General features: G+C 30.1%; 22 protein-coding genes. 6 read left to right on the forward strand and 16 right to left on the reverse strand.

The features are described from left to right. Nucleotides 1–342 precede the first annotated feature (342 nt). The 4 genes from HMPREF3058_RS11345 to hemE all read right to left on the reverse strand — a co-directional run bounded on the left by HMPREF3058_RS11345 (nt 343) and on the right by hemE (nt 4,634). The gene (locus HMPREF3058_RS11345) at nt 343–897 is read right to left on the reverse strand and encodes an RBBP9/YdeN family alpha/beta hydrolase (RefSeq protein ID WP_002491808.1); all 555 of its coding nucleotides are present in this window, start codon (nt 895–897) and stop codon (nt 343–345) included. Nucleotides 898–1,032: 135 nt separating this feature from the next. Then, nucleotides 1,033–2,430 (reverse strand): protoporphyrinogen oxidase, encoded by a 1,398-nt coding sequence (hemY, locus tag HMPREF3058_RS11350; RefSeq protein WP_002486326.1) that lies wholly within the window; start codon nt 2,428–2,430, stop codon nt 1,033–1,035. A gap of 143 nt (nt 2,431–2,573) precedes the next feature. Next, nucleotides 2,574–3,497: a ferrochelatase gene (gene hemH, locus HMPREF3058_RS11355; protein WP_002491790.1), complete on the reverse strand. Its 924-nt coding sequence runs from the start codon at nt 3,495–3,497 to the stop codon at nt 2,574–2,576. Between the two features lie 75 nt (nt 3,498–3,572). Further along, on the reverse strand, nt 3,573–4,634 hold the full coding sequence (gene hemE / locus HMPREF3058_RS11360) for a uroporphyrinogen decarboxylase (RefSeq protein WP_161386628.1): 1,062 nt from the start codon (nt 4,632–4,634) through the stop codon (nt 3,573–3,575). Between the two features lie 291 nt (nt 4,635–4,925). On the opposite strand from hemE, the gene traP reads away from it, so the two are divergent. Further along, the gene (traP, locus tag HMPREF3058_RS11365; protein ID WP_002490115.1) at nt 4,926–5,429 is read left to right on the forward strand and encodes a signal transduction protein TRAP; all 504 of its coding nucleotides are present in this window, start codon (nt 4,926–4,928) and stop codon (nt 5,427–5,429) included. Between the two features lie 435 nt (nt 5,430–5,864). Here the strand turns inward: traP and HMPREF3058_RS11370 are convergent, their stop codons facing one another. The 3 genes from HMPREF3058_RS11370 to HMPREF3058_RS11380 are packed head-to-tail and all read right to left on the reverse strand — an operon-like array spanning nt 5,865 to nt 8,497. Beyond that, nucleotides 5,865–6,482, reverse strand: a complete 618-nt coding sequence (locus HMPREF3058_RS11370; protein ID WP_002491765.1) for a CadD family cadmium resistance transporter — start codon at nt 6,480–6,482, stop codon at nt 5,865–5,867. A 58-nt stretch (nt 6,483–6,540) separates the two neighbouring features. Then, nucleotides 6,541–7,764: an ABC transporter permease EcsB gene (locus tag HMPREF3058_RS11375; protein ID WP_002475193.1), complete on the reverse strand. Its 1,224-nt coding sequence runs from the start codon at nt 7,762–7,764 to the stop codon at nt 6,541–6,543. Then, nucleotides 7,757–8,497 (reverse strand): ABC transporter ATP-binding protein EcsA, encoded by a 741-nt coding sequence (locus HMPREF3058_RS11380; RefSeq protein ID WP_002457875.1) that lies wholly within the window; start codon nt 8,495–8,497, stop codon nt 7,757–7,759. Before HMPREF3058_RS11380 ends, HMPREF3058_RS11375 begins: the two co-directional genes overlap by 8 nt. A 129-nt stretch (nt 8,498–8,626) precedes the next feature. On the opposite strand from HMPREF3058_RS11380, the gene HMPREF3058_RS11385 reads away from it, so the two are divergent. From HMPREF3058_RS11385 to HMPREF3058_RS11400, 4 genes are all read left to right on the forward strand, one after another. Continuing rightward, nucleotides 8,627–9,052, forward strand: a complete 426-nt coding sequence (locus tag HMPREF3058_RS11385; RefSeq protein WP_002446751.1) for an HIT family protein — start codon at nt 8,627–8,629, stop codon at nt 9,050–9,052. A gap of 76 nt (nt 9,053–9,128) precedes the next feature. Further along, entirely contained in the window at nt 9,129–9,500 is a 372-nt protein-coding gene (locus HMPREF3058_RS11390) for a YtxH domain-containing protein (protein WP_001829821.1), read from the forward strand. A gap of 165 nt (nt 9,501–9,665) precedes the next feature. Further along, nucleotides 9,666–10,226, forward strand: coding sequence for a DUF3267 domain-containing protein (locus HMPREF3058_RS11395; protein ID WP_002491761.1), 561 nt, complete (start codon nt 9,666–9,668; stop codon nt 10,224–10,226). Between the two features lie 201 nt (nt 10,227–10,427). Then, on the forward strand, nt 10,428–11,405 hold the full coding sequence (locus HMPREF3058_RS11400) for a peptidylprolyl isomerase PrsA (protein ID WP_057492928.1): 978 nt from the start codon (nt 10,428–10,430) through the stop codon (nt 11,403–11,405). A 147-nt stretch (nt 11,406–11,552) separates the two neighbouring features. Here the strand turns inward: HMPREF3058_RS11400 and HMPREF3058_RS12060 are convergent, their stop codons facing one another. The 9 genes from HMPREF3058_RS12060 to HMPREF3058_RS11440 all read right to left on the reverse strand — a co-directional run bounded on the left by HMPREF3058_RS12060 (nt 11,553) and on the right by HMPREF3058_RS11440 (nt 21,379). Continuing rightward, complete coding sequence (locus tag HMPREF3058_RS12060; protein WP_002440288.1) at nt 11,553–11,657, reverse strand: type I toxin-antitoxin system Fst family toxin; 105 nt, start codon at nt 11,655–11,657, stop codon at nt 11,553–11,555. Between the two features lie 171 nt (nt 11,658–11,828). Further along, nucleotides 11,829–12,770, reverse strand: coding sequence for a 3'-5' exoribonuclease YhaM (yhaM, locus tag HMPREF3058_RS11405; RefSeq protein ID WP_002491771.1), 942 nt, complete (start codon nt 12,768–12,770; stop codon nt 11,829–11,831). Further along, complete coding sequence (locus HMPREF3058_RS11410) at nt 12,767–15,706, reverse strand: AAA family ATPase (protein ID WP_002491799.1); 2,940 nt, start codon at nt 15,704–15,706, stop codon at nt 12,767–12,769. Before HMPREF3058_RS11410 ends, yhaM begins: the two co-directional genes overlap by 4 nt. Further along, nucleotides 15,696–16,892 carry a metallophosphoesterase family protein gene (locus HMPREF3058_RS11415; protein ID WP_002446757.1) on the reverse strand — a complete coding sequence of 399 codons (1,197 nt, stop codon included), beginning with the start codon at nt 16,890–16,892 and terminating at the stop codon, nt 15,696–15,698. Before HMPREF3058_RS11415 ends, HMPREF3058_RS11410 begins: the two co-directional genes overlap by 11 nt. A 271-nt stretch (nt 16,893–17,163) precedes the next feature. Further along, nucleotides 17,164–17,508, reverse strand: a complete 345-nt coding sequence (locus tag HMPREF3058_RS11420) for a YlbF/YmcA family competence regulator (RefSeq protein ID WP_001829805.1) — start codon at nt 17,506–17,508, stop codon at nt 17,164–17,166. A 72-nt stretch (nt 17,509–17,580) separates the two neighbouring features. Continuing rightward, nucleotides 17,581–18,711 carry a DUF445 domain-containing protein gene (locus tag HMPREF3058_RS11425; protein ID WP_002499467.1) on the reverse strand — a complete coding sequence of 377 codons (1,131 nt, stop codon included), beginning with the start codon at nt 18,709–18,711 and terminating at the stop codon, nt 17,581–17,583. A gap of 182 nt (nt 18,712–18,893) precedes the next feature. Beyond that, entirely contained in the window at nt 18,894–19,358 is a 465-nt protein-coding gene (locus HMPREF3058_RS11430) for an XRE family transcriptional regulator XdrA (RefSeq protein ID WP_002491817.1), read from the reverse strand. Between the two features lie 271 nt (nt 19,359–19,629). Then, a complete protein-coding gene (locus HMPREF3058_RS11435; RefSeq protein WP_001829810.1) occupies nt 19,630–20,253 on the reverse strand; it encodes a response regulator in 624 nt (207 codons plus the stop codon). After that, nucleotides 20,246–21,379 (reverse strand): GAF domain-containing sensor histidine kinase, encoded by a 1,134-nt coding sequence (locus tag HMPREF3058_RS11440; RefSeq protein WP_002475949.1) that lies wholly within the window; start codon nt 21,377–21,379, stop codon nt 20,246–20,248. The genes HMPREF3058_RS11435 and HMPREF3058_RS11440 overlap by 8 nt, the downstream gene beginning before the upstream one ends. 158 nt (nt 21,380–21,537) lie before the next feature. On the opposite strand from HMPREF3058_RS11440, the gene HMPREF3058_RS11445 reads away from it, so the two are divergent. Beyond that, the gene (locus tag HMPREF3058_RS11445) at nt 21,538–22,362 is read left to right on the forward strand and encodes an RluA family pseudouridine synthase (protein ID WP_002457882.1); all 825 of its coding nucleotides are present in this window, start codon (nt 21,538–21,540) and stop codon (nt 22,360–22,362) included. Nucleotides 22,363–22,569 lie beyond the last annotated feature (207 nt).

Raw genomic sequence — 22,569 nt, forward strand, 5'->3', positions numbered from 1 at the left:
ACGAGCTACCGAACTGCTCCATCCCGCGCTAATATTATTTTTGACTACCCATTAATCATATCATTAAATTATTAATGATGTCAATACTTTATTTAATTTATTTTAACAATTTCTTTAAATGGTATTAAAGAAAACATGTAACACTTAAGATTTAATGCCCTCTAAACAATTACCTATTAAGTATATTAACTTAAGACATAATAGTCAATATCGTTTTTCGATTTATTTGTGTAAAAAAATACTTCATATATCATTTTATAATTTTAATTACTAAATGATATGAAATGTTTTCAATAATATTTAATGTTTGCAAGTATAGACTAGGATAGATGTGTAAACATCCTACCTAGTCATATATCCTTGCATTCTGTTAATTAAAGAAGTAAATGTTACAAAACCTTCCTCTTCTAAAAAGTGTCCACCATCTTCTACTACACGTGTATGTCCATTAAGTGTATTCATCAGTCTTTGTGTTTCCTTGTATGAAACATATTGATCTTCTTTAGACGTGAGTCCATAAAATTTATCTACTTGTTCTTTTATTTTATCGTAATCGATGGTTACCCCTTTTAAATCTACATCTTCATCTATGTCTTGTGCATCTTCTTTAAATCCTGCGATACTAAAGAAACCTTCAATGTGATGACGCGTTTCTTCAAGAAATTTTAAGGCAGCGATTGAGCCAAACCCGTGGGTCACAAAATATGTATCTTTTTTACGGATATGTAGTTGTTGTTTCATTTCATTAACCCACTCATCAATTTGTGCATGATCATTTGCTTCAAGATTGAATAAAGAAACATCATACCCTTCCAAAGTTAAGTTATGTCTTAACCATTCATACCAATGATTTTTAGAATTACCATGTTTTGAGTGTACAATAATAATGTCTGTCATCTGTCCCCTCACTCCTTTATTAATTCTATTGTAAGCAAAAACACTTTAAAAAGAAATCGAATAAGTTTTCTTGACATATATTTATAGCGTAAATCTAACTTATTACATTCTTCTAATTAAAGTGTCATTATACTATTATAACTCTTCTAATATTTCCTCAACTGCATTCTTTCCTTGTTGTATACAGTCTGGTAAACCAACAGCTTCAAACGGTGCACCTGTAACACGTAATCTAGGATAAGTTGTTTTAATATGTTGTTGTATTTCTTTAATCATTTTGATATGACCCACATGGTATTGGGGCATACTCTTAGGTAACCGATTTACAATTGTAAAATCAGGATCCCCTGAGATGGTCATCATTTGACTTAAGTCTTTTCTAACAATTGATACTATTTCTTCATCGGTGTGATCATCTACTACAGTATCACCTGGTTTTCCTATATATGCTCGAATTAAAACTTTACCTTCTGGAGTAGTAAATGGCCATTTCTTTGATGTCCAAGTACATGCAGTAATATCCGTTTGACTTGTTCTTGCAATAACAAAGCCAGTTCCATCGTACGTATTGGTAATATTTTTCTCATCAAACGCTAAAACAACTGTTGCGACAGTAGTAGAATCCATGTTCTTAAAGTAATCAAATGCAGGATCGTGACTAAACCAATTTAGAAATGCTTGATGTGGCGTAGTTACAAGTAAGCCATTAAATTTCTCTTTACTGTCATCTTCTAATAAAATTTCATAATCTTTTTGCGAAATCAATATATCTTTGACTGGCGTGTTATATCGTATGTCAACACCTTTACTTTCAATATCTTTAACAAGCGCCTCTATAAAAGAACTCAAACCATGTCTAAACTGTTTGAATTGTCCTTTAGGAGCACCTGGATATAATTGACGTTTCTTGATACGTTGTTCTTTTTCATCTTTCATTCCTTTAATCAAACTACCAAATTGTTCCTCTTTTTCTTTAAAATTAGGAAATGTACTCATTAAGCTCAATTGATCAATATCAGTACCATAAATACCACCCATTAGTGGTTCAATTAAGTTCTCTAATACTTCATTACCTAATCGTTGTCTAAAGAAACTACCAACAGAAATATCATTTTCAATTTCTATCGGTTTTTTAAACAAATCAAGTCCCGCTCTTAATTTACCAATAGGTGAAATGAGTCTTGTTTTAATAAATGGTTTAATATCTGTAGGAATTCCCATAATTGAGCCACCAGGAATAGGATATAATTTATTTTTAGCAAAAATATAAGATTGACCAGTAGTATTTGTAATAAGGTCATTTTCTAATCCAATATCTTTTGCCACATCAGTCATAATTGTCTTCCGACCTAAATAAGACTCAGGGCCTAACTCAATTGTGTAACCATCTGATCTATATGTTTGAATCTTTCCGCCTACTCTATTTGAGGCTTCGAAGATAGTTACTTCAATAGAAGGGTCTTGTTTTTTAATGAAATATGCGCTAGATAAACCAGTGATTCCCGCTCCAATAATTGCCACTTTCTTACTCACTTTTCCCACGCTACCTTTCAGAATTGCTTAAAAATTTATTAAAATACGCTTTATACTTGTTCCAAAAGAAAAAGTATAAAAACAATTCCCCCTATTAAAATGGAGGAATTGTTTTGTTTAATAGGTTTGGATGACAGACTCATTTATATATGTGATTGAATTTCATCAACAATAGCACCGATAAATAATGGATGTGTGTTAGGCATGTCTGGACGATAGTAATTTACCCCAATATCGTCACACACCACTTTACATTCATAATCATTATCATAAAGCACCTCTAAATGTTCACAAACAAAACCTACTGGCGTATAGATAAAGTGCTTATACTGATGTTCCTTATATAAATCACGAGTTAAATCTTGGACATCTGGGCCTAACCAAGGTGTTCCAGTATTTCCCTCTGATTGCCACCCTTCAGCGACATGGATGATATTAGATTCCTGTTTAAGAATTTCCGCTGTTTCATGCAATTCATGAGGATATGGATCATTATTTCTTTCAATTAAACCTTTTGGTAAACTATGTGCAGAAACTACTAATACAGTCTCATCATGTTCTTGACTAGGTATTTGTTCTAATGTTTCATTAATTTTTTCTGTCCAATATTTAATAAATTTTGGCTGTTGATAATAGTGTTTAATATGTGTTAACTGGATACCATATTCATCTGCTATTTCTTGAGCACGTTGATCATAAGAGCCAACAGAAAAACTAGAATAATGAGGTGCAAGTACAACTGTTACTGCTTCTTTAATTCCATCATTATGCATTTGTTCTACTGCTTCTTCAATATATGGAGATATATGCTTTAATCCAAGATAAAGTTTAAAATTCACATCATCTCGTTCTTTATTTAGTGCGTTGAGTAAGGCTTCCGCTTGACGATCGGTTGTTCCTGCCAAGGGAGAAAGGCCACCAATAAATTCATATCTATCCTTTAAATCTTGCAGTTCTTCTTCAGTTGGTTTTTTTCCACGTCTAATATCAGTGTAATAAGGCTCTATATCACTTTCTTTATATGGTGTACCATACGCCATTACTAATAAGCCTATTGTTCTAGTCATTAATAAAACCTTCCTTTTAAATCTTTAATTTGAATCAATGAAGTAAGGTTTGGAAACTAACCAAATCTTTAAAAACTATTTCGCTGTATAATTATGAACAAATTCAGTCACTTTTCGCAAAGTTTCTGGTTTAACTTCTGGAAATACACCGTGACCTAAATTGAAAATATGCTTTCCGCGATCTAAACCTTGATTTAAAATATCTTTGAGTCGTGATTCTATGACATCCCATGGAGCTAACAGTAAAGACGGGTCTAAATTACCTTGAATTGCTTTATTTACTCCCATTTTGTCAGCTTGCTTTATTGAAGTTCTCCAATCAAGACCTAGTACATCTATCGGTAAATCATTCCATTCATTAATTAAATGACTTGCACCGACACCAAAAAGAATGATAGGTACATCATAATAAGCTTTAATGCCAGAAATCAATTTATTCATGGCCGGCTTAATATAATAGCGATAGTCCTTCACATTAAGTGCACCAACCCATGAATCAAAAATCTGAATGATTTCCGCTCCTGCTTCAACTTGTGCTACAACATAATCAATAGAAATGTCGACGAGATGGTTCATTAAAGCGAACCATGTTCCCTCATCTCTATACATCATCGCTTTAGTAAAATTATAATTTTTTGAAGGCCCCCCTTCAATCATATAAGATGCTAAAGTAAATGGTGCTCCTGTAAAACCAATTAAAGGTACATTAAGTTTTTCTTCTGTGAGTAACTTAATTGTATCTAATACATATGGGACATCTCTTTTAGGATCTATTTGCGATAGCTTTTCTACATCTTTAACAGTTTGAATAGGATTGGAGATTACAGGTCCTATACCTGATTTAATTTCGACATCTACACCAATTGGTTTGAGTGGTGTCATAATATCTTTATACAATACTGCCGCATCGGTTTGATAATTATCTACTGGTAAATGTGTCACATATGCACACAATTCCGGTTGATGCGTGATTTCAAATAGAGAATATTTTTCTTTTAATTTTCGATACTCAGGTTGAGAACGTCCAGCCTGTCTCATAAACCAAACAGGTGTATGTGACGTACTTTCTCCTTTTATAGCTTTTAAAATTGTATCGTTTTTGCTGCGCACCCTTGAGTCCCCCCACAATTGAATCATTCTTACCAATGATAGCATATTGTACTTAATTAAGTATTTTAATATGCTTAAATGTCACAAAAAAGACATACTACATTTGACTGTATCAAGTGGATAAAATTCTTTAATAAGAGATCTTTTATTTACTAAAAGTTGGATAGATATTAAATTACACGACTAATATTAAATAATTTATGATTTTGTTTAATTTGACATCTAAAAATAAGTTACTTTTTATACAAATTAATCAACTTTATTTGTATATAGAAAAGTAGGCTCGTATAATAAATTAAAACAAAGGAGGAATGAGCCATGTATTTATATACATCTTATGGGACTTATCATTTTTTAAATCAAATTAAACTTAATCATCAAGAACATAGTTTATTTCAATTTTCTACTAATGATTCTTCAGTAATCTTAGAGGAGTCTGAGGGAAAATCAATCTTAAAACATCCTAGTGCATATCAAGTGATTGATAGCATAGGTGAATTTAGCGAACATCATTTTTATAGTGCTATTTTTGTTCCTACGTCTGAAGACCATCGTCAACAGTTAGAGAAAAAATTATTACACGTAGACGTACCTTTAAGTAATTTTGGTGGTTTTAAAAGCTATCGTTTATTAAAACCTACTGAGGGGTCTACCTACAAAATTTACTTTGGTTTTGCAAATCGAACAGCATATGAAGATTTCAAAGCTTCTAATATATTTAAGGAAAACTTTTCAAAAGATGCATTGAGCCAATACTTTGGTGCTAGTGGTCAACATTCCAGTTACTTTGAAAGATATTTATATCCAATAGAAGATCATTAATTAGTCAAAACAAATTATATATTCAACAAATTTAAACACAGTTATTTTAGTCTACTTATTAATTATAAGGATTGATGTTAAGAAACATTTCAACTGTGGATAGATATCTTTCAATTGCATTTTCTATAGAATTTCTAAGTGCATTTTTCTATTTGTGGCAATTGTTTATACGACAAGATGCCTATGACATCACACATGGTCATAGGCATCTTTTTGTATATAGTTAAATACTTTTACTTATTCTCATTTACAATGATTAAAATACCAATTTTACTCTATCTTTAATTTAGCCAAGATGTATAACTTCTTAGCTATAGATTTAATTAGAGGCCATTTAATCCTCAAACTCATCTCAATTTTTATTTAAAAAAGTAACCTCCATATTTACTATGGAAGTTACCGAATGATTTATAGTTGTCATATAATCTCGTTATATTAAAAAACAAAATGAAAGAGTTTTTGAACTGTTCCGTTTTCAATGATAATGAATAGACCTAAACCAATATATACTATTGACATTATCCACCTACTAAACCTTTCAATGATTTCACCTAGGCCTGGTATATTAGCTAATTTTTGAGCGGTAAAGACAAGAATAAAAATTAAAATTAAAAATGTGATTAAAGTAATAACTAATTCATAATTATTTATAGTAGTGAAATAAGGTACAAATAATCCAATATTATCTGCACCACAACTTGCTAGTGTGACTACTGCAACAGATTTTGATAACTCAGATAATCCTTTTTTATTTAGTTCATCTTTAGCTCTTCTTTCCCCTTCACAATCATCGAATATAGCAACCTTAATTCCTAAATAAATTGGTATAAGACCAAGCAATCCTAAAATCCATTTATCTGGTACATAGTTAAGTACATAAGCCAAAAACAAACTTACAATAATTAAAGTTAATGACCCTAGATATTGTCCAATATAAATATCTTTGTACTGTTGATAATTGTTTGCTCTTGCAAAAAAGATTAATAATATGACTAATAAATCAACCGCTGTAGCAACATACAGAATGGCGGCTGTCGTTATCGTTTCAAACATTCAATCCCTCTTTTGACTATATTAAATTAAAATAAAGTTTACTCTAACTAAATTTGACTTAGTCACGTAATAATGTTTCTTGATATTTTAATTTTTTAATTGTATTTCGAATGGTTAGCCAACCTACTATAAAGAATAATACAGCAAAAAAGAATAATTCATGGTGTTTGATTACATATACAATCGTAAATGTAATAGCGATGATAATCATCAAGCGATTTAAAAATTGCTGATATCCTGTAATTACTTTTGTATCAGATACAGGCCAAACTTGAGGCCATAAACCGTATGCCTGCTGCGTATAAAATTGAGACATCTGTAATAAAATAATATACATAAACAAACTACCGATAATTAATGAAACAACTGGTTGTGATAACCATACCATTAATATCAAAGCGATAATAACTAATCTTAAAATAATAGAAAAAGCATCGCGTCCTCTGACAAAACTTCTTATAAATAAATATAAGTACATCCGATTCTCATTGAATTTAGTGCCTTTAGGAACGGGTAGTAAGAAATCAAGATAACTACGACGTACTGCTGATTCTCTTAGGTGTTTTACGTCTGTAAACATATTAACGAATTTATAATAATTTGTGTGATGTTGTTGTTCAATTGCAATCACTTTTTCCCAAGGAAGCAAATAGTGATCAGCTCTAGTCTTTAGGACTATATAAATTACAAATAATAAAATCATTATTAAAAAAGCTAAATAGTTATGAAATTTTAAAATGATGTAATGCGTTACTGCTAAAGGTATAAATAATAATAAGTTGATAATGAACACATTTTTATTTAATTTAACCCATTGCCATTTGATGAGTAATACCAAATATGGATATAGCAATGTACTTATAGAAAATGCGATATAAAATCCATAATCATTGTGACTTAATTTATAAAACAATGGAAAGAACACGATTAGCAAAATGAATGGTAAACTGATTCTTGAAATATAACTATAAAACAGACTTGCTTTAATATAATTTTTCATGTGTCTTTCAAAAGGTAGTAAGAAGATTTGGTCCGCTTCTTTCAAGAGTGTACGAATTGGGAATAATGAAACAACAGCTATTGCTATACTAGCAAATAGTGCATAGTCTATTTGGGGAGGAATGTGACTTAACCACTCGCCATATCCAAATATAAATGCTCCTAATAGTATAAGTAGAAAAACCGTAAAGTGACCATTAAATATAAATTTATTATAATAGTTTTTCTCCTTACGTATAGCGTGTTGTCGTTTTCTAAACAAAGTTAATGCCTCGTTATTCATAAGCACTACTACCTTGTGTGACATGGATGTAAATATCATCTAAAGTTTTATCTTTTAATCCTGTTTGTTCCCTTAACTCTTCAAGATTACCAAATGCAACAATTTCACCTTTATCCAAAATAATAAACCTATCACAATACCTTTCGGCTGTAGCCAAAATATGTGTACTCATTAAAACCGTTCGATTTTCATTTCTTTTTTCTACCATTAAATCTAACATAGACTGTATTCCCAAAGGATCTAAACCGAGGAAAGGTTCGTCAATAATATATAATTCTGGATCAACTATAAATGCACAAATAATCATCACTTTTTGTTTCATCCCTTTAGAAAAATGGCTTGGAAATACTTTAAGTTCATTTTCTAATCTAAAAACTTTAAGCAATGGTTTAGCTCGACGCATAGCCTCTTCTCTACTTAATTGATAAGCCATCGCCGTCATTTCAATGTGCTCCTCTAAAGTTAGTTCATCATAGATGACTGGAGATTCAGGTATATAAGATAACTTTCTTCTATAATTTTCAATATCTTCATTAATTCTAATATTTGAAATTGATAATTTGCCTTCCATTGGATTAATCAATCCTAGCATATGTTTAATTGTAGTACTTTTCCCAGCACCATTTAGACCTATTAAACCTACAATTTCACCTTTTTCTAATTCAAAATTCAAATCTTTAATTACAGGTTTTTTTCCATATCCGCCTGTAAGATGTTCAACTTTTACTGTCATAAGGCACCTCCATTGACTTTATTGTATCAAAAAAAATTATATAGACCTAAAAATAATCTTTACAATGATGTAGTTTTAAAAAATGAATGATATAATATGAACAAACATTTGTAGAGGAGTGTCATTATTATGTCAGAAACGATATTCAGTAAAATTATCTCAGGTGAGATTCCTAGTTTTAAGATATATGAAAATGATTATGTTTATGCATTCCTTGATATATCTCAAGTTTCAAAAGGACATACGCTACTAGTACCTAAAAAACCTTCAGCAAATATATTTGAAACTGATGAAGAGACAATGAAACATATAGGAGTTGCTTTACCTAAAGTGGCAAATGCAATCAAAAAAGCATTTCACCCTGACGGCTTGAACATTATTCAAAATAATGGTGAATATGCCGATCAATCAGTATTTCACATTCATTTCCATTTAATACCGAGATATGAAAATGATATAGACGGATTTGGCTATAAATGGGAAACACATGAAGATGTAATCGATGATGAAACTAAACAAAAAATAGCAACACAAATTCAAGCACAAATGTCTTAATCATGCATATTTCTTGTTATACTGGGTATGAAATAACTATTACAATTATCCGACAAACAAAGTGAGGAGAATCATAATGAAAGTCTCAAGAATATTATTTGGTTTAGGTGTAGGTGCTGTTGCAGGATTTGCAGTTGCTTTAAGACATCGTGATGACCAAAGCGTAAAAAATCATACGATTGATGCTAGTCAACCCACTGGAGCTCAATCAGAATTACAACGTGAAATAGAGAATATGAAACAATCCTTCAATGATATTCTTAATTACGGTTCACAAATCAAGAATGAAAGTATTGAATTTGGAAGTTCAATTGGTGAAGAGTTTAAAGGATTGATTGGTAATTTTAAATCAGATATTAATCCAAACATTGAAAAATTACAAAGCCACATCGAAAATTTACAAAACCGTGGCGAAGATATTAGTAATAACCTTTCAAACGATAAGTAGTTTAAAACTATGGCAACTAAGCCATAGTTTTTTTACTTCTAAATCATAGACACCTCAAACTTTTCACTGAGCAAAACCAACAAATATTGGCAATATCTATTGACTATTGAGCAAAAGACATAGATAATACGTAACGAATATTAACATAGAGAAGAGGCATATATTATGTTTTTATGTACTCGGCAAATCGATATACATGCACGATTCGGTATTCAAAGAATTGCATTCTTAAGTTTAGTTGCGACAATATTTACATTTTTAGTTAGTTATGAAGTGATGTATTATTTTTTAGATACACCACTTTCAGATAGACATTTTTTTGTACTCATAGTGTTTATATTGCTCATGTACCCTATTCATAAAATAGTACATCTTTTATTCTTTTTGCCCCATTATAAATCTTTTAAAATCCATAAATTATCTAGTAAGAAATGGGTACCATATTTTAATACTTATGTTAATACGCCTGTCCACAAAATTTATTTTTGTATTAATCTCATTCTACCCATCTTTTTCTTATCTGGTATCTTTATAATGCTAAGTATATATTTACCTCAATATGGACATTATTTTATGTTTTTATTATCACTTAACATAGGCTGTTCAATGATGGATATTTTATATTTAAAAATACTTTTATTTTCAAATGATGGACATTATGTCGAAGAACATCAATCGGGTCTTCATATTTTAAACAAGGTAGACAATCCTTATACACAACACTGATTTTTAAAATCATTTACAAAGATTAGATGCAACAATTTTTATATTTATAAATAAAATATGCATAATTAAATCGCTATCAATTATGTAGCTATACCCCCTTTCCTTGTCATACTATAGTCTGAGGAAAGGGGTTTCTAATTGGTTGATGATTAATAATATGTTATATTTACGATGATTAATACATAAAGGAGCTATCAACTTATGAAATTAATGAATAAAATTATTGTACCCGTAACTGCAAGTGCACTTTTGTTAGGTGCCTGCGGTTCAAATGCAACTGAATCGAAGGATAACACACTTATTTCTTCTAAAGCTGGTGATGTTAAAGTTGCTGACGTAATGAAAAAAATGGGCAAAGAACAAATTGCAAACACATCTTTTAGCATTGTATTAAACAAAATTTTAGCAGATAAATATAAAGATAAAGTAGATACAAAAGATATTGATAAAGATATTAAAAAAGAAGAGAAACAATACGGTGGTAAGGATCAATTTGAAAGCATGCTTAAACAACAAGGTATGTCACTTGATGATTATAAAGAGCAGAAGAAATTATCAGCTTATCAGAAACAATTGTTACTAGATAAAGTTAATGTATCAGATAAAGAGATCAAAGAAAACTCTAAAAAAGCATCACACATTTTAATTAAAGTTAAATCTAAATCTAGCGATAAAGAAGGTTTATCAGATAAAAAAGCGAAAGAAAAAGCTGAAAAAATTCAAAAAGAAGTAGAAAAGAATCCAAATAAGTTTGGAGAAATAGCGAAAGAAGAATCAATGGATAGTTCTTCAGCTAAGAAGGATGGTTCATTAGGTTATGTGATTAAAGGTCAAATGGTAGATAGCTTCGAAAAAGCACTATTTAAATTAAAAGAAGGAGAAGTTTCTAAAGTCGTAAAAACAGACTATGGCTATCACATTATAAAAGCAGATAAAGAAACTGATTTTAATAGTGAAAAATCAAATATCAAACAAAAATTAATCGAAGAAAAAGTACAGAAGAAACCTAAATTATTAACTGATGCATACAAAGAATTATTAAAAGAGTATAAAGTGGACTACAAAGATAGAGATATTAAAAAAGTAATTGAGGATTCTATTCTTGATCCAGATAAATTAAAACAACAACAGCAACAACAATCACAAGGTGCTTCTGGATTAACTAATTCAGGTTCGTAATTCCTTTCTAACATGATTGTCGTAAGTTGAAATATTCATCACTCATGTTATAATATAGTTAACAAAGATATCTATCATATATGCACTAACCCCCTTACTATGCCAGTAGTAAGGGGGTTTTAGTGTGGCTAAATTTAAAAATGTCGCCTATCGATGTTTGTCATTACGTTGACGTAGCCAATGCGTAAACAACGCAACTATACAACCACTAATAACAGTGGTGATGATGTGTACAAAGATATCTAAAATCATATATGCACCTCCTTCCCTTCGTCATATGACGCCTGAGAAGTAAAGTTAGGCGACTAATTTATTATAACACGTTGATTAACAAACATTAAAAAAGTACAAAGACTCTAAGAATAGATACTTCTTTAAAATTATCTATTCATTAAAAGTAACTTTGTACTATTGAACTTGAATTTAATCAAGTGTTGTTGGATTATAAAATTGTCTATTTTCTAAACCAAAAATTCTTTCTGTAAATTGACCTTTTTCTGTTTTTTTGAAAGCTTTATCAAACATGTTCATTTTAGCATCAATATTATCTATAAAATAAAGTATTTCAGCTTCCTTTAAATGAGGCAATTTAGGCGATCCGAACTCCATTTTACCATGATGCGCTAAAATCATATGTCTAAGTAACATAACCTCTTCTCCATCAATACCTAACTCTTTGGCTGTTTCAGCAACTTCATCACTTGCTATAGAGATATGACCAAGTAAATTTCCTTCAACAGTATAAGTCGTCGCCACTGGACCACTCAATTCTCTTACTTTACCTAAATCATGCAAAATGATAGCACTGTATAATAGACTTCTATTCAACAGAGGATAAATATCACATATAGATTTTGCTATACGCAACATTGTTAAAACATGATAACTTAATCCACTCGTAAAATTATGATGATGCGAACTTGCTGCTGGATAAGTGAAAAAACGATCTTGATACTTTTTAATTAAATGTCTAGTAATGCGTTGTAAGTTTGCATTTTCAATATCTAACATAAAATGCGATAATTCCTCTTGTATTTCTGAGGGCGACATTGGCGCACCGTCAACAAAGTCTTTAGTTGACACTTTGTCTTCAGCTTGTGCAAGACGTATTTGATGTATTTTCATCTGTTTGCGTCCACGATAATTGATGATATCACCTTTGACATGAACTATTGTTTCTGGCTTTAAAGTTTGCATATCATCTTTCGTAGCAGTCCATAATTTAGCTTCAATATCACCACTTTTATCTTGCAGAAATAGTGTCATGTAATCTTTACCCTGAGCTGTAACACCTTGAGTTGCACGATGAATCAAGAAAAAATGATCCACTGAGTCGCCGGGATTTAATTTTTCTACATTTCTCATTTTTTCCCGCCTTCCTGTAATTTATTTAAAGTTAATACTTCTTTAGCCGGTATGACATGATCTTTTGTACAAGTAAAATAAAGTATTTGATAATGTTCTGATAGTTCTCTCAAATATTTCAACATACGCTCTTTACGATATTTATCAAAATGAACAAATGCATCATCTACAATCACTGGGAATGGATAGTACGGTTTTAATACTTTAATAAGACTAATACGTAAAGCCACATATAATAATTCTTTTGTAGATTGACTCAACTCAACTGGCTCAAATACTTGTCCGTTAGAATGCTTTACATGTATTTTATGATATTCAGTATAATGAATCATATTGTAAGTACCATTTGTTAAATTTTTAAAAATAGATACAGCTTCATTAATCACTTGTGGTAGACGCTTATCCTTTATTTGCTTGATATGTTCTTCCACTAAAGCTTGCATATAACTTAAGCTTGCCCAATCCTTAGCAATATCGTTAAGTCTATTTTTTAAGCTATAATATTCATGTCTTAATTGTGCTAAAGTTCTATCTGTTTCCATATGATTAATCTGAGCATTTAAATCACTAACTTCTGCTTGCATTTCTAAAAATTGATCATTGTAATCGTCAACTTGTTTAGCCAATCTATGATCTTCTTCTTCTAGTTGAGCAGTAGTTTTCTCACTTAATTGCGAACTCATTTCATAAGTATAATTTTGATTTTCTAAATATTGATTTAAATCATTAAATCGATTTAAATCATTTTGATAGGTTTCAAAATGATGATGATGTGTATAATAATCTTCTTCATTATCTACATCAACATAATCAAATAATTCCTTAATCATTTGATTCGTTTCACTTAAGCGTGACTTCAATTGCTTTAATTCATTATTGAGTAATTGCATTTCATTTTGATTTTTATTCCAAGCCTCATTTTGTTCCTCTGCATTTTTTAACCACTGTTTCACATCATGGAAGAAAGACATCTGATTAAATTGTTTTAGATGTGGTTCAGTTACAGATTGTGCACGTTCATAAAAGTGATTGATATCTTTTAGTAGATTCTTGCGTTGTTGATTTAAATCAATAATGTATTTATCATGCGCTTTAATTTGACTAATGGTTGAGACACTCTCAACCACTAATTCATCAGAAAGTTTTTCTGATAAACGTAACTCTTTTTTGATTTCAATGATGCTATTTTTTAGACTATCAAGTCGCTCATTTGCAGTCGTTAATGATTGATTGATATATTGATGTTTTTCTTCAAGTATTTTTTTATTTTTCTTTGCATGGCGCCATTGTTCACGAACTCGTTGTTGATGTTCTAAATCGAAGTCAAGATTATATTCTTTTTCAAGTTGTGTGAGTTGGTTTTCTAAATCATTAATTTCTTGACTAATTGCTGTGCTATAATCTACTGCTTTAGATTTAGAAAAGATGATACCTACTACAAAAATCACAGTTAATAGAGCAAATATTATTCCAAAAATAAGATTTGCAGTGAAAAAAGAAAATATAGAAAGTGCTGCTGATAGAATAGTCAAAACAATAAATCCTATTCTTAAAAACTTTTGTCTTTTATTTTTTTGTGTTTGTTCTTCTTCAAATGTTTCTTTTAACTTTTCATATAAGTTCTCTTTTTCATGTAATTCTAAAACTTGTTGTGTATATTCCTTTTTCTTTTCAAAGGTTTCGTCAGGAACAAGCTCATTCTCAACTTGATTAATCTCATTAGAATTAGAGTTTCTTTCAATTTTATTTTCTTCAAGTCCACGTTCTAACTGGTTGATATAAGCAATTTGTTCTTGCTTGCCTAATACTAAATCACTTATATGACTTTTCATCGCTTCAGTACTATCTGTGTCGTAAAACACTTCTTGCCAACCTATATTAGATTGAAGAGCTTCTAGTTCACGTTGCTTATCAGCAATATCTTTCTCAATTGAACGTAATTCAAATTCTTTTTGTTTAATTTCAGTTTCTTGTTGATAAAGACTATTAAACGAATCAATATACTTTTGGTCTACTGGATTGATAGACTCCGCCTCTTTATTTAATAAGCTTAATCTTTCTTCTCGCAAACTTTTATCTCGTTCAAGTGATTGTTTGTGAGATTTGGCAGTTTCGTATCTATCTATCCCTTTTTCAGGAAAATTTATAGGCTCTATATTAAGTGATTGTTCCAACCTTTTCCATTCTTGTGTTTGATCATGTAGAGCAACCTCTTTTTGTTTTCGCTCATGCATTTTTGATAATTGATTTAAATTTTGCTTCAAATTTTCTAGTCTTCTTGATGATTTATCTTTATCGTCTACAAGCCGATGATATGTATCAAGTTTACTTTCTTCATTTCGAATTTGATTTTCCAATTGTTTAAGTTGCTCAATTTGTTGATTAATAATTGGATTTTTTCCAGATTTTTTATATAATTCTTCTTTCTTTTGTCCAATTCTATCTCTCATACTTGTAAATTCAGTTGACCCAAGTGCACCTGCTTCTAATAAGTAATCTTGTAGCTGTTCTTCATCTAGATTTTTATGAATATCTTGAAGACCTAAAACGTCAAAAGAGAATATACCTTGATATGTTTTCTTTGAAATGTAATTAAGTTTTTTATTTAGCCAAACTTCATCTCGTATAGTACCATCTTTAAGATAAATTTTGACATCTCCATGTGCACTTCCCTTGATTCTCTCAACTTCTGCTTCAATGCCATCGTCGAAAATGAGGGATAATTTCCCGCCATATTGATTACCTAATCTTGGTTCTAAACGTGGTTCTTTGGACTTTTTAGTAGGAAATCCGAACAAAATAGAGTGAATAAATGCTTGAATGGTAGATTTACCAGCTTCATTCTCACCAAATATCTCAGTGAATTGACGATTAAATTCAATTTTACGTTGAACAAATTGTCCGTATCCATATATTTCTAATGATTTAATTATCATTTTGTTCACCTCTCATTTCATCCTTTAAAAGGCTTTCTGCATGATTGACTAACTCAACTTTATCAAATTCATTGTAGTCATCTAAAAACTTAGAAGCCCTTGGATTTAGATATAAATCAGTCATTGCCGAATCAAAAAGTGACGCATCATCAAGTAATTCCGGTGAAAACTCTTTCACTATTGGCATTTCATCATTTTGAACATATTGAAGATTTAAATCTTCAATAAAAACAAATTGGTTTTCGTTTTCTTCGAACTCAGTAATCATTTCTTTTAGTTGAATTAAATCTTGTGGTGCAATTATGTCTTCACTATTAATGCGTACGTTCAATCTATAAAATGATTTACCTTCAGGTCTTACTTTATCTTTAAAAGATTGAATAACATCATAAAGTCCTTGTTTAGATGTATGATCAGTTTCAATTGTAGCTTCTTCAAATTTAATAAATTGAGTAGGATAAAATTGTGAAGTGAGTTTAAGGTGATCACCTTCGACCAATAGACAACCTTTTTCTCCTAATTCATTGAAATGTCTTCCTTGGATATTACCTGGATAGTTAATGACTGGCATATCACTTAACTGTTCACGTTGGTGTATATGTCCTAATGCCCAGTAGTGGTATAAACGTTGATTTAAGTCTTCTAATCTAAATTCAGTATAACGGTCTTTCACCGAAGATTTACTATAAGTTCCATGTAATACACCAATATGAATGCCCTTTTGACCTTGACTCGATGGGTATGCGTCTATTTTATTTTCATAACTCGCATCATTTTGATAGCTGAATCCATGAATATAAATCGTTTCTCCTGATTTAGTAATAGCTTGATATGTCTCCACTTGATTTGAAAATACGGATACGTTATTAGGCCACTGACTTGTTATTTTAGAAGTAAGAGGATCGTGGTTGCCATGGCAAATATAAACAAATATTTGTTCTTTTCTTAGTCTTTCAAATTGTTCATTTAAAAAGACTTCAGCACGCAATGTACGATTCTCACTATCAAATAAATCACCTGCTATAATAATAAAATCGACTTCCTGTTTTAAAGCTAAGTCGACTATGTTTTTAAAACTTTCATATGCACTCTTTTGGACATCTTCAAAAATATTTGGACTGAGATAACTTTTAGATTTGAAAGGACTGTCCAAATGCAAATCAGCACAGTGTATAAATTTAACCATAAGTTTGATTCTCCTTAGAATATCTGCAAAGTTAATTAAAAAAATGTACAAGATTATTTATGCATTAATGTGATGCATAAAGTATATAAACTAAAATTTTACAGTATGAATGATGAGAAATATTTTTTCCTTATATTCTTTCATTTTACCATATCTGTTTGTTGACAGTCGATGAAGAATGCATTGATTTAAAAATAATAAGACATAAATAAGAAAGCCTGGAACAATTATTATGTCCCAGGCTCAATCAAAGTAAATATTGATTAACTAATTAGTCAGCGTAAATTTCATCTAAAGGTTTTACGATGATTTGATTAATTTCTTGGAATACTTGGCTCATTTTTTGCTCAGCATTCATTAATTCAGAAATATTTTCGTCTTTTTCTATAGCTTGAGCTTGTTCTTGAGCTTTTTGTAAATCTTCTTCAGGAATTTCTTCCCCTTGCATTTGTTTTTGTTGGAAGCTCATTTGAGTTTCACGGAATTCATCAAATAATTTTTTTGATTCTTCATTTTCTTTTACTTTAGCAAATGCATCTTTGATAGCTTTATATTCATCACTATCTCTTAAAGCTTGTTCTAATTGATTTGCATAATCATATAAATTTACTGCCATAAGTCTTTGCACTCCTTTGAGTTAATTTGTGTTTTTAACCACTCGTAGAATACTTTAACATATCTGTCACTATTAGACAAAGATTGCAATTATTCCTTGGAAAAATCCAATGATACCTCCTAAAATAAATCCTAATGTCATGATTAATTTTAATTCTTTGTTGGCAATTTCAATAATTAGATTTTCAATATAATTTAAGTCGAATGTATTAATCTGTTCTTCAATTAATTGACGTAAATTAATCTTTTTCATAATGCTTGTTAAATGTTTTGAAGTACCTTTAATAATTAAATCAGTCATACGTTTTGATGTATCATCTTCTAGGAATTGAACCAACTGCGGAACAATTTGGTTGATAGGTCTCTGTGTTTTATCTTTTAGATTTAGATAAGTTTTTAATTCATTAAATACTAATTGACTATAATTTTTAAATTGTTGTGCTTTAATGATTTCATCTAAGTTCTTATCTTTAAATGTTTCATACTCATCATTTAATACTTTAGTAATTATTATTTGAGATTGCGGATGTTGAGTTAGTCTAATCAACTCTTGTTGAATTCTATCAGCAATGCTTTCTTTTGTCATAAACATCTGTAGTAAACCAATGATGCGTCCCTTTTCATTGAAAAATGTGTCTAACATTTCATAAATATCACGTTCACCTTTTTTAGAACTTAAATAATTTCTAGCTCTTTCACATAAGAAGTCAGTAATATATTCTATTTGACCTTTACATTGGTCTAAGAAAGACTGAGGTAATATTTCACTTAACTTTCTGTATTTATTTTTCTCATACCAAAAGTTTAGTTTACTTAAAACTTTAGTAGTCAATTTATAATCTACCAACTCATTAACATCAATCCCTAAAAATTTAGCTATATTTTTAATTGTCACTTCATCATTTTTTAATTTACTTATTTGTTTTTGGATTAGTTGCTGTATCATATTTCTCGATTGTTGTTGATTTAGCTTCTGTCGAATTAATTCTTCAGTAATAAGATGTTCCTCAATAACTTGTCCAATTTTTCTAGCGATTTCCTCACGACGTTTTGGAATCAAACCTGGTGTGAATGGAATACGAAACCTAAAAATATAATACGGTTTGAATGGATGAAATAACATTTTAATTGCAATCATATTAGTTACTCCACCAATTATTGCTCCTAAAATTATCATAAAAACTACTAATAATATGGAATGCATCATTTAAACTCCCTTTTAATAGAAAATGTTTCAAAACTATTTCATTTTACTCACTTATAAAAAAACGATGAAACCAAAAAGTTGTCTCATCGTCTAACACTTATGCTCCTGAATTTTTTATGATATTAAGATCAAAGTGATTCAATCATAAAATGATTCTTCTATCACTTATGTATTTATGTCTATACGTGTATTAATTCTTCTTTAGCATTTCTATTGAAGTAAGTTTCAGCTTCTCTCATTTTTGAAGTACCAAAGATCGGTTGTTTTTCATTATTAAGAACACGATAAATGTTACTTACTTTATTACTTTGTAAAATGAAACCATTACGTGTATCAACAGTATTCCAGTAAATATCACTTGTTGTTGAGTGATTTGGATAAGCACAATGGTTTCTAGAAATTGTTTGTACGATTTCAAGCGGGTCACAACCGAATGTACTATTTAATACATCTGAATCTCTGAATAAAGCACAAATTGATACGCATGTAGTCCAGTTTGGTAGAACTCTTTCTTTTTCAATTTGAACCAATGTTTTCTTGGAAAGTCCAATGGTTTGTGCCATTGTATCTTGAGTATAGCCTGCTTCTATACGGACCATCTTAAATTTTGTTTGAATTAAATCTGTGAAACTCTGTCTATCCATTCTATTTATCTACCTTTCTCATTGGAAATATTTTATCCGGACACAAGAAATTGCAATAATACACATTTCTTGAAACACAAATTACATCTTAATATATTTTCAATAAAAATAAAAGAGTAAATACGTTTTTGAGTCTATTTTTATAATAGGCATAATTATCAAAATAATTAGACAGTAATATTAATCTACAAGCAGAATTATAATTGCTGTAAGTGTTATTGGCTAAAAACTCAACTTAACACAATTACATTCATAAAAATTAAAATAATTTTTAAATCAATTTATTTTCCATTGCATAAATAGCGGCTTGAGTTCTATCGGAGACTTCTAGTTTGCTAAAAATATGACTCACATGTGTTTTTACTGTCTTTTCTGATACAAACAATGCTCTTGCAATTTCTTTATTTGTTTTACCTTTAACCATTTCTTTAAGTACTTCTTTTTCACGTTTAGATAACTTATTCGTATAATGTGGTTTTTTTGATACGGCCTTAATCACGCTTTTAGCTTGAGGATGTATGATACGTTCACCTTGCAAAACTTTATGAATTGTCTCAATTAACTTTTGAGGTTCAACATCTTTCATTTCATACCCATCAGCTCCTTTATCAATAGCTGAAATAACATGTTCATCATCTACATAGCTCGTAAGTACTAATACTTTGATTTCAGGATATTGTTGTTTGAGTATTTCAGTAATTTCTATACCATTCATCTCTGGCATTACTAAGTCTAGAAGCACGATGTCCGGTCTTTCATTGTTTTTTAAATAAGATAAAAATGTTGCACCATCTTTAAAACCCTTTAAAACTGATAAATCATCTACAGTTGATAATAAAAATTCTAAACCTTGCCTTACAATATAGTGATCATCGACGAGAATGACTTTATGCATAAGGATGCTCCTTTAATTTCAATGGAATTTTAATATAAATCCGAGTGCCATGATTTATTTTTGATTCTATAGTAACTTTACCGTTCAAATACTGTGTACGTTGCTTTATGTTTTTTAAACCATTAAATAAAAACGTATTAATTGATTGCGTGTCAAAACCTTGACCGTTATCTCTAATATCTATCTCAAGATATTCAACATTTTGTGATAAATCAAGATAAACTTTGTTGGTTTTAGCGTGCTTAATAACATTATTCATTGCTTCCTGAATAATTCTGTATACATTTTCTTCGATATCATTAGATAAATCTATTAGTCCATTAATAGTCACTTTCAAATCTAGTCCTAACATTTTACTATAATAGTGTAATGCATGGATTAAGCCTTGTTCTAATCCAACTGGTTTTAGTTGCCAAATCAGTGCTCTCATTTCATTTACTGCATTTTGACTTGTTTCCTCAATAGTCTTAAAAGCCTTTTGCGCTTGCTCGTCAGTAGTTATCCCTTTTGCAGCGTGAGCCGTTAATTTTAAAGAAAATAACATTTGATTTACTGAATCATGTAAGTCTCTAGCTAGTCGATTACGTTCATTAATTTTGGCATTTTCTTTTTCTTTATTAGTTAGCTGAATTCTCTTTATAGCTGAACCAATTTGAAATGCTACAGATTCTAATAGTTCTAAGTCTTCTTCACTATAATGTTCTTTGTTGGGAGATGCTACGTTAAGCAAACCGAATCTTTCACTCCCAGACTGCAATGGAACAGTAGCATGGTGAGTAATATGATTCGTTTCTTTATCATAAGCATGATTAGCTAAATTGATTCTAGAACAATTTATTATATTAGAAGCTTTAGTTAATTTATGATTTTGATATGCTTGCACACACCAGCAAGAACCATTTGTCAAATAGTAACAAGAGTTTTTAGATAAAGCTTCAGGTAAATCTACAGAAGAAACTAAATCATGGTGCCCCTCTTCATCAATATAGAAAATCCAACCAGTTGAAAAGTCGCTCCCATTTATAAGTAAACGCAAAGCCCCTTGCATCATGCTATATATTTCAGTTTCTTCATTTAGAAATTCGGCTATTTCCTTAAGTAATGCAAGTCTAGTTGGTTTCTCCATTATATCCCCTCAAATTTAACATTTTATCATTATTATACAACTCATTCTTTGTTTTTAAAAACTCACAATGCCGATGTTATTAAAACTTTCAAAATAAAACAAGTTATAGAGTCGCACAAATATATGATATGATAGAACTGAATTTATAGGAGGAAAAAATGAAATTTACAATACCTAAACAATTTAACGATTATACATTGAGAGAGATTTTTCAATATTTAAAATTACCTAAAAAGGACTTGCATCAACTGAATATGTCTAAAGAAATCTTAATTAATGAAGAGTACGGTACATTATTAAATAATGTTAAAACCGGTGATTATGTTGAGATACCAACACCTAATGAAGTAAGTAACTATTTACCAAGTTATCGATATGCTCAAATTTATTACGAGGATGATGACTTGGCCATTGTCATGAAACCAAAGGGTGTTAAAACGCATCCCAATGATTTAAAAGAGAGCAACACACTTATGAACCATGTGATTTACACTGTTGATAGTGAATATGTTGAGCCCATACATCGATTAGATCAAGAAACTGTAGGTTTATTGATAGTTGCTAAGAATCCGCTTATGAAAAAAATCTTAGACCGAATGTTAGAATATAATGAAATTACGCGTATATATAAAGCAAATGTAAAAGCGTTGTTACCTATTAAACCACAAACGATAGATATGCCTATTGGTAAAGATAAATTTCATTCAAATAAACGAAGAATTTCCAACACAGGTCAACGTGCAATCACTCACATTATTGACTCTAAAATGATTAAAGAGGGTGTATGTCAACTGGACATTAAATTAGATACAGGTCGAACACACCAAATTCGTGTGCACCTTGCTGAGATTGGCCATCCAGTTATTGGGGATCCACTTTATGGAACTTCAACATTACGACAATTAGAGCTAAATAGTCATCAAATTGAATTTACTCATCCACTGACTCAAGAAATTATTTCTGTAAGTCTAGATGATAAATAGCAATATTTCGATGTTATCATGAGCATTAAGTTAAATATCGAATTAAAAACTATATTATTTTGACTATTAATTAATGAAATTGGACAGAATGTTTTATTAAAAAAGTCAACATAACACCTAATTTCATCTTTATCACTGACTAACTACTAATATAGAGGCTGGGACATAAAGTTCTAGCAAAATAGCCAGTAAATGAGTTTTTTATAA

Origin of the sequence: Staphylococcus sp. HMSC068G11 (genome assembly GCF_001815825.1) — a bacterium.
Classification (GTDB): Bacteria; Bacillota; Bacilli; order Staphylococcales; family Staphylococcaceae; genus Staphylococcus; species Staphylococcus epidermidis.

Coding starts and splice junctions, on each gene's coding strand:
- HMPREF3058_RS11345 (WP_002491808.1), bottom strand. CDS start 897: ATGACAGACATTATTATTGTACACTCAAAACATGGTAATTCTAAAAAT.
- hemH (WP_002491790.1), bottom strand. CDS start 3,497: ATGACTAGAACAATAGGCTTATTAGTAATGGCGTATGGTACACCATAT.
- hemE (WP_161386628.1), bottom strand. CDS start 4,634: ATGATTCAATTGTGGGGGGACTCAAGGGTGCGCAGCAAAAACGATACA.
- traP (WP_002490115.1), top strand. CDS start 4,926: ATGTATTTATATACATCTTATGGGACTTATCATTTTTTAAATCAAATT.
- HMPREF3058_RS11370 (WP_002491765.1), bottom strand. CDS start 6,482: ATGTTTGAAACGATAACGACAGCCGCCATTCTGTATGTTGCTACAGCG.
- HMPREF3058_RS11375 (WP_002475193.1), bottom strand. CDS start 7,764: ATGAATAACGAGGCATTAACTTTGTTTAGAAAACGACAACACGCTATA.
- HMPREF3058_RS11380 (WP_002457875.1), bottom strand. CDS start 8,497: ATGACAGTAAAAGTTGAACATCTTACAGGCGGATATGGAAAAAAACCT.
- HMPREF3058_RS11385 (WP_002446751.1), top strand. CDS start 8,627: ATGTCAGAAACGATATTCAGTAAAATTATCTCAGGTGAGATTCCTAGT.
- HMPREF3058_RS11390 (WP_001829821.1), top strand. CDS start 9,129: ATGAAAGTCTCAAGAATATTATTTGGTTTAGGTGTAGGTGCTGTTGCA.
- HMPREF3058_RS11395 (WP_002491761.1), top strand. CDS start 9,666: ATGTTTTTATGTACTCGGCAAATCGATATACATGCACGATTCGGTATT.
- HMPREF3058_RS11400 (WP_057492928.1), top strand. CDS start 10,428: ATGAAATTAATGAATAAAATTATTGTACCCGTAACTGCAAGTGCACTT.
- HMPREF3058_RS12060 (WP_002440288.1), bottom strand. CDS start 11,657: ATGATTTTAGATATCTTTGTACACATCATCACCACTGTTATTAGTGGT.
- yhaM (WP_002491771.1), bottom strand. CDS start 12,770: ATGAGAAATGTAGAAAAATTAAATCCCGGCGACTCAGTGGATCATTTT.
- HMPREF3058_RS11410 (WP_002491799.1), bottom strand. CDS start 15,706: ATGATAATTAAATCATTAGAAATATATGGATACGGACAATTTGTTCAA.
- HMPREF3058_RS11415 (WP_002446757.1), bottom strand. CDS start 16,892: ATGGTTAAATTTATACACTGTGCTGATTTGCATTTGGACAGTCCTTTC.
- HMPREF3058_RS11420 (WP_001829805.1), bottom strand. CDS start 17,508: ATGGCAGTAAATTTATATGATTATGCAAATCAATTAGAACAAGCTTTA.
- HMPREF3058_RS11425 (WP_002499467.1), bottom strand. CDS start 18,711: ATGCATTCCATATTATTAGTAGTTTTTATGATAATTTTAGGAGCAATA.
- HMPREF3058_RS11430 (WP_002491817.1), bottom strand. CDS start 19,358: ATGGATAGACAGAGTTTCACAGATTTAATTCAAACAAAATTTAAGATG.
- HMPREF3058_RS11435 (WP_001829810.1), bottom strand. CDS start 20,253: ATGCATAAAGTCATTCTCGTCGATGATCACTATATTGTAAGGCAAGGT.
- HMPREF3058_RS11440 (WP_002475949.1), bottom strand. CDS start 21,379: ATGGAGAAACCAACTAGACTTGCATTACTTAAGGAAATAGCCGAATTT.
- HMPREF3058_RS11445 (WP_002457882.1), top strand. CDS start 21,538: ATGAAATTTACAATACCTAAACAATTTAACGATTATACATTGAGAGAG.